Origin of the sequence: Caulobacter sp. UNC279MFTsu5.1, from assembly GCF_900114015.1 — a bacterium.
GTDB lineage: Bacteria > Pseudomonadota > Alphaproteobacteria > Caulobacterales > Caulobacteraceae > Caulobacter.
In genome coordinates this window covers 103208-115142 of record NZ_FORN01000008.1, presented here as the reverse complement: position 1 = coordinate 115142, position 11935 = coordinate 103208, and the positions used below count along the sequence as shown (strand labels likewise).

Here is an 11935-nt window from a genome sequence, read left to right as displayed (position 1 = left end):
GCGGTTTTTAGGAAAGGGCATTCCCATGGCGGCGCGTCCCACTTGGCAAGGCCACTTGCGGCTGTCGCTCGTCACCTGCCCGGTGGCGATGTACACGGCCGTCAGTCCCGGCGGCGAGGTGCGGTTCAACCTGCTGCACCCCAAGACCCACAACCGCATCAAGATGGTGGCCACCGACCCGGACCTGGGTCCGGTCGACCGCGCCGACCTGGTCAAGGGCTACGAGTACGAGAAGGACCACTACGTGATCCTGACGCCCGAGGAGATCGAGAGCGTGCGGCTGGAAAGCACCCGCACCATCGACATCGAGCGCTTCGTCGACGCTGACGACATCGACCGATTGTACTGGGACAATCCCTATTTCCTGGTGCCGGACGGCAAGCTGGCGGTGGACGCCTACACCGTGATCCGCGACGCCATGGCCGGGGCGGGCAAGATCGCCCTGGGCCGGGTGGTCATGCACACGCGCGAGCGGCTGCTGGCCATCGAACCGCGCGACAACGGCCTGGTCGCCTACACCCTGCGCAGCCACGACGAGGTGCGCGACGCGGCCGAGCTGTTCGACGACATCCCCGACAGGAAGGCCGACCCGCAGATGGTGGCCATCGCCGAGAAGATCATCGAGCAGCAGGAAGGCCCGTTCGACCCCAGCCAGTTCAAGGACCGCTACGAGGACGCCCTGCGAGCCCTGATCAAGCAGAAGGAAAAGGGCGGCAAGGCCAAGGTGACGGTCGAGGAGCCGGAGAACACCAACGTCGTCGACCTGATGGAGGCCCTGCGCAAGAGCCTGGGCCACAGGCCGGGCGCGGCCAAGAAGCCGCCCACCAAGAAGCCCGCGGCGCGCAAGAAGGCGTCGTAGGGGAGGCAGTCGCGAGCGGGAACCGCCCTGCGTCCTTCGAGGCCTCCCGCGGAGGCGTCTCAGGATGAGGATTTCAGCAACAAAGCGCCTCATCCTGAGGTGCGAGCCAAGAGCGAGCCTCAAAGGACGCACCGCGTAGGCCGAAAACGGTCCTTAATGTCTGCCGCCCCCGAATGCCAGGAGCAGGCCGGTCCCCGTCTTCTAGGCCTTCGTGCAGGCCAGGGTGTCGCCCAGGACGATCGGCGCACCGGCCCGCGAGATCATCCAGTCCACGGTCATCCGCGCCGGCGCGGTGCGGCTGTAGACGAACTGCTCGGCCGGCTCGCCCGCCCCCTGGCGGCTCCAGGTCCAGCGATCGCCTTCCCAGCCCGGCGAGGCGTACCAGCGCAGGCCGTTGTAGCCGTCGGCGACGGTGGCGCGGAAACCGCCGGCGACCCGGGAGAAGCTCCAGGTCTCGGCCGCCTTGTAGATTCCGGGCGCCGCGTCGCGATGCTGCTTCAGCAGGGCGCCGGTGTCGGGATCGCGGCGGAAGACCATCTCCGAGGCCAGGGGTTTCTTCGACGGCTCGAAGTGGCCGGCGCAGGTCCAGGCGCCTTCGAAATAGGCCAGCGGATCGGGGGCGGCGGGTTCGGGCGAGGCGGCGGCCAGCAGGCCGGTGATCAGAAGGCTTGTCGGCATGGATCCTCGCGACGTGTCGGCGGGCAACAGAGCATTATCGGCCCGGTTCGTCACGCCGGGTTCGACGGGCGAAACCGCTTACATTTTCGCCCGACCGCAACTAGGAACGCCTGATGAAACCGAAGACCGTCCTGTTGGCGGCCCTGCTGCTGCTGCTGGCCGGATGCGCGACACGGGGCGGGCTGGATGCGGCCGGCGTCGCCGGCGGCGGGCTGGAGTGCCAGGGCCGGAAGACCGCGCGCCCGACCGTGATCCTCGAGGCCGGGGCGTTCGGCGGGGCGGCCGACTGGTCGCTGGTGGCCGGCGACCTGGCGACGAAAGGCAAGGTCTGCGCCTATGACCGCGACGGCATCGGCCTGGCGGCGATGCACGACCTGGACCGCTCCCCGGTCGCCGTCGCCAGGCGGCTGGGCGCCTTGGTGGCGGCGGAGGAGGGCGACGCGCCGGTGATCCTGGGCGGACATTCGAACGGCGGGCTCTATGTCGAGGCCTTCGCCCGCCTGTGGCCCGCGCGGACGGCGGGGCTGGTGCTGGTCGACGCGGTGGGGACCGACGTCCAGGACCAGCCGCTGGCCATGGCCGACCTGAAGCGCGAGGCGCGGTTGGCCGGCTTCACGCCGTTCGCCCGCGCCGTCGGCCTGACCCGCCTGGTCCCGCTGATGGACGACATCTCGCCGGCCGCCGAGGCGGAGGCCCGACGACGCAGGGCCTGGACGGGGCGGAACAGCATCCGGGCGGGGCTGGAGGAGGAGCGGGCCTTCCTGCCGGGCCTGGCCGCCGTCGACGCCCTGCCGCCGCTGAGCCCGGCCATCCCGGTGGCGGCGGTCGTCGCCACTCGGACGCCCGACAAGCCCCTGGCCCGCGCCTGGCGCGCCGCCGAGGTCGCTCCGGCCGCTCGCGCCTGCCGCGCGCTGGTCGTCGACGTCGCGGCCAGCCACACCTCGATCCTCGACGCCCAGCGCGGCGAGGTGGTCGCGGCGGTGGACTGGCTGGCCGGCGAGCGTCCGGAAACGGGGGTGACGCGGTGCTGAAGGGACCTCAGGCGCGGCGCCGCAACCACCGCCGCACTGGCGCGTCGTAGAGCCGGAACGCGACCCAGGCCACGGCCGGCGCGACGACCACGGCCAGCGCGGCGAACCACACCGGCAGCACGCTCCGCCAGCCGTCGGGATAGAGCCGCAACATCACCGCCCAGGTCGCCCAGTGCAGCGCGTAGAGCGGGTAGGAGACGTCGCCCGTCGTCCGGCACAGGGCGCCGGCCGCGCCCTTGGGGTCGTGGGCGCCGACCAGCACCAGCAGAGGGAACAGCACCGCCACGCAGGCGAAGTCGTAGAGCCCGTTCCAGGGCCGGACCGGCGCCAGCGGCATGACCAGCACCGCCAGCAGGACGGCGGCCGGCAGCCACAGGCGCGGCCGCGGCGCCAGGGCCCGGTAGCGCCAGCCCAGCCAGCCCAGGCCGAAGCTGAAGGTCGCCCGCACCACGCCCAGCCAGAAGGTCGCCTGGTCCCAGCCGGTCTCGACCCCGTTCAGGCCCAGGGCGACCCAGGCCATGACCGCGCCGCCGCAGAAGACGATCCCCGCCGCCACCAGGTCGGGCGCCCGCCGCAGCGGGAACCACAGGGCGCTGACAATCACTTCCAGGCACAGCGACCAGGCCGGCGGATTGAACGGGAAGAGGGTGGGAAAGGTCCATTCGGCCGGATGGCCCAGGCGGGGGATCAGCAGCAGGCCGCGCGCCAGGTTGGGCCAGAAGGGCGGGCTGTGGCGAGAGGTCAGGACCGCGCCGATCAGCGTCGACAGCACCAGCAGCGGCCAGATCCGCACGATCCGGATCCACAGATAGGCCGGCCAGCCGATCTCGCGCCGCTCGAACGCGTGGGCCAGGACGAAGCCGCTGAGGCAGAAGAAGAAATCCACCGCCAGATAGCCGTGCGCGAAGCGGCCCGGCCGGCCCGACCAGTCGGCGACGTGGTACAGCAGCACCCCCAGCGCCGCCACCGCCCGCAGGCCGTCCAGGGCGGCGAGGCGTTGTGTCCTGTGTTCCGTCACGCCTCGGTTCTTTCAGGATCGCGGCGGGTTCCGCAAGTCTGAACCCCTTTCCCGCTGGGAGAGGCCTAACGCACCGACGTCCACGGCCGGCTCAGCAGCACCGCGCAGTTGATCAGCCCGACCAGCGAATAGGTCTGCGGATAGTTGCCCCACAGCTCGCCGTCCGCGAAGCCGATGTCCTCCGACAGCAGGCCGGCGGTGGTGCGGCGCTCCAGCATCTCTTCGAACAGCGCGCGCGCCTCCTCGATCCGGCCGGCCAGGTATAGCGCCTCGACCAGCCAGAAGGTGCAGATGTTGAACGCCGTCTGCGGGGCGCCGAAGTCGTCGGGGATGGCGTAGCGCAGCAGGTAGGAGCCCTTGCGCAGGCCGGCCTCGATCGCGGCGACGGTGGCGACGTTGCGCGGGTCCTTGGCCTCGATGAAGCGCAGGTCGACCAGCTGCAGCAGGCTGGCGTCCAGCTCGTCGCCCTCGAAGGTGGCGGCGAAGCGGCCCAGGTCCTCGTTCCAGGCCCGCTTGTCGATGGTCTGCCGCACCCGGGCGGCGCGCTCGTTCCAGAAGTCGGCGCGGTCGTCCAGGCCCAGGCGGGCGGCGGCGTTGCCCAGTCGGTCGCAGGCCGCCCAGCACATCACCGCCGAATAGGTGTGGACATTGGCCCGGCCGCGGAACTCCCACAGGCTGGCGTCGGGCTGGTCGTGCAGTTGGAAGGCTCGCTCGCCGACCGGCTCCAGGCTGTGGAAGTCCTCGACCGTGCCGGGCCGCAGCAGGCGCTCGTCGAAGAAGGCCTGGACGGTCGACAGGATGATCTGGCCGTAGACGTCGTGCTGCTGGTGCTCGAACGCCTGGTTGCCGATCCGCACCGGCCCCATGCCGCGATAGCCGGCCAGGGCGGGGGCGAAGCGCTCGGTCAGCTGCGGCTCGAACCCCACCCCGAACAGCGGCTGGATATGCCCGCCCGCCGCCCGGTCGACGATGTTGCGCAGATAGCCCAGATAGTTCTCCAGGATGTCGACCGCGCCCAGGCGGTTCAGGGCCTGGACCACGTAATAGGCGTCGCGCAGCCAGCAGTAGCGGTAGTCCCAGTTGCGGCCGCTGTCGGCGTGCTCGGGGATCGAGGTGGTCATGGCCGCGACGATGGCCCCGGTCTCCTCATGCATGCAGAGCTTCAGGGTGATGGCCGAGCGGATCACCGCGCTCTGGTAGTCCAGCGGCACGGCCAGGCCCCGCACCCAGTCCATCCAGTATTCCAGGGTCTGCTGGAGCATGCGGTTGCAGGTGGCCCCGATGTCGGCGTTGAAGCCCTCGTCGGCGCCCAGATACATGGCGATCGGCTTTTCCAGCCGGAACGTGCGTTCCTCCAGCACATGCGACACCGGCCCGTCGGTGGACAGGCGCAGGGTCATGTCCGAGCACACGAAGCGGATGTGGTTGGAGCCGTGCGTGGTCTCGGCCGCCCGCGCGCCCCAGTCGGCGGTGGGGCGCAGGCGGATGGTGATCCGCGCCACGCTGGCCAGCGGGCGGATCAGGCGGATGAAGGCGGTGGGCCGGAAGCTGCGCCCGTACTGCTGGTAGCGGGGGGCGAAGTCGATGACCTCGACGCTGGCCCCGTCGCCGTCGGTGATCACCGTGCGCAGGATCGGGGTGTTGCGCAGATAGTCCTGTTCGACGGTCGCGGCCCCGTCGACCACGACCTCCCAGGTCCCCTTGGCGGCGGGATCGCCGGGCTCCAACCCGCCCAGCAGCGCGCTGAACACCGGGTCGGAATCGATGCGGGGCGCGCAGGCCCAGACGAACCGCCCGCAGCGGTCGATCAGGGCGCTGACGGCGCAGTTTCCGATCGGGAAGAGGTCGAGGTTCTGCGGCATTGCGTATTTCTCCGCGTTCAATTCTAGACCCGCTCATCCCGGCGAATGCCGGGACCCAGATCCCAGAGCCGAGAGGCTGGCTGGAGGAGCGCCGAGTTCATGGAACCGACGCTCGGCCTTGCCATCTGGGTCCCGGCATTCGCCGGGATGAGCGGTATGAAAGTCACCGCCTGATCAGGATCGGCACCGGCGAGTGCTTGCTGGTGTGGGCCGCCACATTGGCGCCGACGTGTTCGAAGGTGATGTCCGTGCACGCCTCGCCGATCTTCAGGCCGTCGACCTGCAGATGGTCGATGCCGATCGGCAGGCGCGGGTCGGACAGGTGCACCTCGCCGCGCCAGCCGTCGATGGTGATCCCCAGGCAGGCCTGCAGCATCATGAAGGCCGAGCCGGCCGCCCAGGCCTGGGGCAGGCACGCCACCGGATAGGCCACCGGCGGCTCGCCCGGCTGGCGCGGGAAGCCGCAGAACAGCTCGGGCAGGCGCATCTCGTAGTGGGCGGCGGTCTCGAACAGGCCCGAGGTCATATCGACCACCCCGTCGCGATGGCCGTAGCGGGCCAGGCCCATGGCGCAGATCGCCGTGTCGTGCGGCCAGACCGAACCGTTGTGATAGCTCATCGGATTGAAGCGCGGCTCGCCCTGGGCCAGGGTCCGCACCCCGAAACCGTTGTGGAACGCGGCCGACAGCAGGGCGTCGGCCACCTTTTCGGCGCGCTCGGGCGTGGGCAGGCCGCAGAACAGCAGGTGGCCGGGATTGGAGCCGCGCACCCGGCAGGGCTGGCCGTGGCCGTCGACGGCCATGGCGTAGAAGCCCTTGTCCTCCATCCAGAACTTGGTCTCGACCTCGATGCGCAGGTGCTCGGCCTTGGCGCGCCAGCGCTCGGCGTTCTCGGGATCGCCGCGCCGCTCGGCCAGGTCCGCCATGCCCTTGAAGGCGGCGAAGGCGTAGCCCTGGACCTCGACCACGGCGATCGGACCGTCGGGGAACTTGCCGTCCTCGTGGAAGACGCTGTCCTCACTGTCCTTCCAGTTCTGGTTCGACAGGCCGGAGTCCAGGCCGCGGGCGTAGTCGATCAGGCCGTCGCCGTCGCTGTCGCCGAAATGCTCGATCCAGGCGATGGCCGCCATCAGCGGCTCCCACAGGCTTTCGATGAAGTCGAGGTCGCCGGTGCGTTCGGCGTAGGCGCAGGCCAGGGCCACGAACAGCGGCGTGGTGTCGACCCCGCCGTAGTAGCGGCCGAACGGCAGCTCGCCCAGGGCGGTCATCTCGCCCTTGCGCGTCTCGTGCATGATCTTGCCCGGCGCGCTGTCGCGGAAGGCGCTGACCTCCGCGGCCTGGTGTTCGGCCAGGTAGCCCAGCACGCCCTTGGCCAAGCCAGGCTCGATCCACAGCACCTGCCAGGCGGTGATGATCGCGTCGCGGCCGAACGGCGTCGAGAACCAGGGGATGCCGGCATAGGGGTAGGGGCCGGTGGCGAACTGGGTGGTCAGCAGGGCAAGGTCGGCCCGCGACTTCTCCAGCCAGTCGTTGAACAGCCGGCCCGAGCTATGCAGCCGCGCGCCGCGCCGTCGGCGGTTGCGCATGTCGATCCGGGCCCGCGCCGCCGCCGCCCGCCACCGCTCGCGCGTCGGCGGCTGGGCGGGCTCGCCCCCCACCTCGATATAGAGGTCGAAATGGGTCTCGGGCGTCAGCATGAACATGAAGTCGGCGCGCTGTGGACCCAGGCGTCCGGGCGGCTCGGAGAACGAGATGATGCTGTTGCGGCGCACGCCGTCCAAGCCGTCATAGGCGTAGGTCACCGAGCGGCCGTTGGTCTCGGCGGGTAGGACCCGGCCGCGGGCCGGGCGCTTGGAGCCGCGCACTTCGAACATGTCGTGGAAATCGGCGTCGTATTCCAGGCCGACCGGCAGGATCACCATGTCGCGGCTGTAGTTGACGAAGCGCAGGCGCTCGTAGAGCCGCTGGTCCCACAGGAACCGCTTGCGCTCGACATGGATCGCGCCGTGCGGCGCCGCCGCCCCGCCCAGGGCGGGCAGGGGCTCGTTGGTCGAGTGCGAGGTGAAGAACACGTTGTCCTGCGACACCGCCGCGCTCAGCAGGGCCGGCGAGCGGTTGCCGAGCAGCAGGCGCAGCCGCGACAGCAGGCGGGTGTCGTCGTGGAACAGGCCATCGGCCGCGCCCAGCACGTCGCCGAACGCGTCGGCCACCAGGAAGGTGTCCTTGTCCTTCAGCGCGAACAGCCGGTAGGGGACGCGCGGCTCGCCGGTTTCGCCCTGTTCGACGGCGCCGCTCGGGGTCGGGCCTAGTGTGAGATCGTCCATGTCGTTCGGCCCCTTGCGCTGAGGTCCCTCGCAAACTCGCCGCGTCGCGCATCCGCGGCGGGCGGGTCCCAGACTTCTTACGGCCTGATCATGTCCGCGACGCGGCCGTCGCGCGCGGGGCCGCGGTCAGGCGCTTTGGGCCAGCGTCAGGCGCGGCGGCGCGGACGCGTTCTCCAGCCGATCATAGAGCGCCAGATAGCGACGCGCCATGGCGACCGCCGAGAACCGGGTCTCGAACCGGCGGCGGATCTGAAGGCGGTCGAGCTCGCCCAGGCGCCGCGCCGCGGCCACCGCCTCGTCCTCGCCCCGGACGATGAAGCCCGTCAGACCGTCCTCGATCACTTCGGGCACCGAGCCGTAGTTGTAGGCGATCACCGGCGTGCCGCAGGCCATGGCCTCGATCATCACCAGGCCGAACGGCTCGGGCCAGGCGATGGGGAACAGCAGGGCGTCGGCGCCGCCCAGGAAGTCGGACTTCTGGTGGTCGCCGATCTCGCCGATGAACTCGATCAGCGGATGGTCCATCAGATGCTCGACCTCTTCATGGAAATAGGCGCGGTCGGCGGCGTCGATCTTGGCGGCGATCTTCAGCCTCTTGCCCAGGCGCTTGGCGATGGCGATGGCGCGGTCGGGGCCCTTCTCGGGCGAGATGCGGCCGAGGAAAGCCAGGTAACCCTCGGATTTCGGACGGAAATCGTAGATCTCCTCGGCCATGCCGTGCAGCACCGTGCCGGCCCAATTGGCGAAGGGCAGGGGACGTCTCTGATCGTCCGAGATCGAGACCAGCGGAAACTGCGGCCAGCGGCGATAGACGCCCGCCAGGTCCTTCAGATCCAGCCGCCCGTGCAGGGTGGTCAGGGTCTTGCCGGCCATGTCCTCGAACATCGGGAACTGGATCATGTCGGTGTGGAAGTGGAGGACGTCGAAGCGATGGGCCTGGCGACGGACCTCGGCCAGCATGGCCAGGTGGGCGGCCAGGTCCGACTTGAGCGGGGCCGGATCGAGGCGCATGGCCTGGTCGCGCACGACCACCAGCTCGGCCTTGGTGCGGGCGTCGCCGGAGGCGAACAGGGTGACGTCATGGCCCAGGTCGACCAGGGCGTCGGTGAGGTGGGCGACGACTCGTTCGGTGCCGCCGTAGAACCGCGGCGGGACGGCTTCGTACAGGGGCGGAACCTGGGCGATCCTCATCGACGAAATCCTGACGCTGAAAGGGCGTGACAGCACGCCCCGACGTCGGATCAAACCGCCAGTGTGGCGTTAAGGTTCCGCATCCGAAATAAAGAACCATAAGTACTCTGAACCGTTGGCCTTCCACGACACGGGCGTTGACGAGCCCGGATCGCAACGGCCATTTGAGGGCGCGCGGACTGGCCGCGCGCGAACGTGCGGCGAGACCTTTCGACGGTGATCAAGTCCTGGACCAAACGTGACGCACTGCTTGGCGGCGCGGTCTCTCTTCTCTCGGTTTCCTCGGCCGTCGCGCAGATCCAGAATCCGCCCCTGGTGCGGGCCCCGCAGCGGGCGCCGCAGCAGCCGGCCCCGCCGTCGCCGACCAGCGTGGTGCTGCGGTCCGACCAGGTCGAGCTGCTGCTGCGGACCCTGGGGCAGGCCTACACCCACGGCTTCGAGGCCGACGCCTTCGCGCCCGACGCGCTGCTGCCGTCGCTGAGCGCCCGAGACGCCCCCACGCGCCAAGGCGCCCAGGCCCGGCTGATCGACCTGACCCTGCGCTACGCCAGGGCCGTGCGCACCGGCCGCCTGGCGCCGGACGCCTTCCTCGGCGACTGGGGTCTGCGCCCCGGGCCCTACGATCCGGGCCCCGACTTCGTTCAGGCCGCCGCCCAGGACCGCCTGGGGCCGTGGCTGGACAGCCTGCCGCCGCCCTATACCGGCTACCAGACCTTGCGAAAGGGCCTGGCGACCTATCGCGACATCGCCGCGGTCGGCGGCTGGAAGGCCTTGCCGCCAGGCGCGCCGCTGAAGCTGGGCGCGACCGGTGATCCGCGCATCGCGGCCCTTGAGGCCCGGCTGGCGGTCGAGGACACGACGGTGGCCGTCGATCGGGCCTCGGTGTTCGACGCGGCCCTGCAGCAGGCCCTGATGCGCGCCCAGAAGCGCTTCGGCCTCAATCCCGACGGCGGCCTGGGCCCGGCCACCCTGGCGGCGCTGAACGTGCCCGTGGAGCGCCGGATCGACCAGATCCTGGCCAATATGGAGCGCTGGCGCTGGCTGCCCCAGGAGTTGCCGGCCGACCGCATCCAGGTCAACATCGCCGCCGCGGTGATGAGCGTCTTCCACAACGACGCCCCGAACCTGACCATGCGGGCGGTGACCGGCCGACCGGGCGACGAGACGCCGATGCTGCAGTCGACGATCCACTCGATCGTGCTCAATCCGCCGTGGAACGTGCCGTCGTCGATCGCCGCCAAGGAGCTGTGGCCCAAGGAACGGGCCCACCCCGGCTATCTGGCCCGCAACGACTTCATCGTCATCTCGACGGGCGAGGGGACCTCGCGGCTGCAGCAGAAGGCCGGGCCCAAGGCCGCCCTGGGCCTGGTGAAGTTCGACTTCGACAATCCCTACGGCGTCTATCTGCACGACACGCCCAGCCGCTCGAAGTTCGCCAGCTTCAGCCGCCTGGCCAGCCACGGCTGCGTGCGGCTGGAAAAGCCGATCCCCCTGGCCAAGCAGCTCCTGGCCTCCAGCCCCGATTGGCAGCCAGACGTGGTCGACGCCATCCTGGCGGCGGGCAAGACCGTGCGCGCGCCGCTGGCCCAGCCCATCGCCGTATTTCTGCTCTACTGGACGGCCTATATGACCCCAGACGGGCAGATGAACTTCCGCGACGACCCGTACGGCTGGGACACGGTGCTGGTGCAGCGTATCGCCGCAGGAGCCCCTAGCTCAGCTTGACCCACGGCGCCGCGTAAGGCCTCTTTCCGGGCAGCAGCCTTTCGTTTCGGCTGGTCTTCCGTTCGGAAGACCGTGGCCGTTTCGTAAAGACTCTGGCGTTTTAGTGCTCGCGAGAGGGTCGCCAAGTGCGGCGGTCCGGCCTTCCGGCGTCTCGCAAGGTCAGTCCGGGGAAGCGTAACGATGATCGAACGACGCAAGCTGTTGGGGCTTGGCCTCGGCGTGCTCGGCGCCAGCGCGGTCGGGCCGATGGCGGCCTTCGCGCAGTCGAAACTGGGAGTCTCCGATCCGATCGGCGATCTTCTCCAGAGTCAGTCCGACCTTCCCGAAGGCTTGCCCGCGGAAGGCCTCCCGGCCGCGGCCGCCCCGCCCGTCGCGGCGCCGATCGCCCGGACCTCCGCCGTCTCCCATGCCCCCCGCTGGCTGAAGCTGCACAACGTCCATACCCAGGAAAAGCTGGAAGCGGTCTATTTCGACAAGGGCGAATACGTGCCCGACGCCGTCCAGGCCCTGGACAAGGTGCTGCGCGATTACCGCACCGGCGACGTCTATTCGATGCATCCGGAGCTGTTCGACACCCTGTCGGCCCTGGCCCAGAAGACCGAGACCAAGGCGCACTTCCAGGTGATCTCCGGCTACCGCTCGCCCACGACCAACGCCATGTTGCACGAACGCAGCGGCCAGGTCGCCAAACGCAGCCTGCACATGGACGGCAAGGCCATGGATGTCTATCTGGAGGACGTCGCTCTGGATCGACTGCGGGCCGCGGCCCTGGATCTCGGACGCGGCGGCGTGGGTTATTACCCCGTCAGCAACTTCGTCCACGTCGACGTCGGACCCGTCCGACGTTGGGTCGGCTCCTAAGAGGGCCGAAGATCAGAGGAAAGCCCGGATGGCCAAGGCCGAACGCCACAGCAACCCGTTCGGATGGATTCTCCTGGGGGCCCTGGTCGGGGCCATCGCCACCGCCGGCGTGCTGCTGATGGCGTCCACCATGAATTTCGACCGCGGCTACGAACAGGGGCCGGCCGAGATCCGCACGGCCGCCGACGACGCGGCCGCCACGGCCGCCGCCCGGCGCACCCCGGTCGCCGCCGCGCCCAGGCCCGAAGCGCCGCCGCCGGTCGCCACCGTCCCGGCCCCCGCCGCCGCCGTTGAACCCCCGCCGGTCGACGCCCAGATGGCCGACGACGCCGCCGCCGCGGGCATGACCTCGCGGGCGGGCGACGAGCATCCGACGAACTGATTTCA

The 11935-nt window shown here is 70.1% G+C and carries 10 protein-coding genes; 5 read left to right on the top strand and 5 right to left on the bottom strand.

Annotated features, from left to right (window positions below; translation table 11 throughout):
• Positions 1-25: 25 nt before the first annotated feature.
• Complete coding sequence (locus BM066_RS06960; protein WP_089925829.1) at positions 26-859, top strand: non-homologous end joining protein Ku; 834 nt, start codon at positions 26-28, stop codon at positions 857-859.
• A gap of 201 nt (positions 860-1060) precedes the next feature.
• On the opposite strand, the gene BM066_RS06955 is transcribed toward BM066_RS06960, so the two are convergent.
• Positions 1061-1537: a hypothetical protein gene (locus BM066_RS06955; RefSeq protein ID WP_089925824.1), complete on the bottom strand. Its 477-nt coding sequence runs from the start codon at positions 1535-1537 to the stop codon at positions 1061-1063.
• A gap of 113 nt (positions 1538-1650) precedes the next feature.
• Here BM066_RS06955 and BM066_RS06950 point away from each other — a divergent pair, with 113 nt between their 5' ends.
• Positions 1651-2568: an alpha/beta fold hydrolase gene (locus BM066_RS06950; RefSeq protein ID WP_089925821.1), complete on the top strand. Its 918-nt coding sequence runs from the start codon at positions 1651-1653 to the stop codon at positions 2566-2568.
• A 7-nt stretch (positions 2569-2575) separates the two neighbouring features.
• Here BM066_RS06950 and BM066_RS06945 read toward each other — a convergent pair whose 3' ends face one another.
• The 4 genes from BM066_RS06945 to BM066_RS06930 form a co-directional block, all read right to left on the bottom strand.
• A complete protein-coding gene (locus BM066_RS06945; protein WP_089925818.1) occupies positions 2576-3586 on the bottom strand; it encodes an acyltransferase family protein in 1011 nt (336 codons plus the stop codon).
• Between the two features lie 65 nt (positions 3587-3651).
• Positions 3652-5448 (bottom strand): glycoside hydrolase family 15 protein, encoded by a 1797-nt coding sequence (locus tag BM066_RS06940; protein WP_089925815.1) that lies wholly within the window; start codon positions 5446-5448, stop codon positions 3652-3654.
• Positions 5449-5611: 163 nt separating this feature from the next.
• The gene (locus BM066_RS06935; protein WP_089925812.1) at positions 5612-7771 is read right to left on the bottom strand and encodes an amylo-alpha-1,6-glucosidase; all 2160 of its coding nucleotides are present in this window, start codon (positions 7769-7771) and stop codon (positions 5612-5614) included.
• A gap of 126 nt (positions 7772-7897) precedes the next feature.
• Entirely contained in the window at positions 7898-8962 is a 1065-nt protein-coding gene (locus tag BM066_RS06930; RefSeq protein ID WP_089925809.1) for a glycosyltransferase family 4 protein, read from the bottom strand.
• A 219-nt stretch (positions 8963-9181) separates the two neighbouring features.
• On the opposite strand from BM066_RS06930, the gene BM066_RS06925 reads away from it, so the two are divergent.
• The 3 genes from BM066_RS06925 to BM066_RS06915 all read left to right on the top strand — a co-directional run bounded on the left by BM066_RS06925 (position 9182) and on the right by BM066_RS06915 (position 11930).
• Positions 9182-10687 carry a L,D-transpeptidase family protein gene (locus BM066_RS06925; RefSeq protein WP_089925907.1) on the top strand — a complete coding sequence of 502 codons (1506 nt, stop codon included), beginning with the start codon at positions 9182-9184 and terminating at the stop codon, positions 10685-10687.
• 180 nt (positions 10688-10867) lie between these two features.
• Positions 10868-11548, top strand: a complete 681-nt coding sequence (locus BM066_RS06920; protein WP_089925806.1) for a peptidoglycan L,D-endopeptidase MepK — start codon at positions 10868-10870, stop codon at positions 11546-11548.
• Positions 11549-11576: 28 nt separating this feature from the next.
• On the top strand, positions 11577-11930 hold the full coding sequence (locus tag BM066_RS06915) for a hypothetical protein (RefSeq protein ID WP_089925802.1): 354 nt from the start codon (positions 11577-11579) through the stop codon (positions 11928-11930).
• Positions 11931-11935 lie beyond the last annotated feature (5 nt).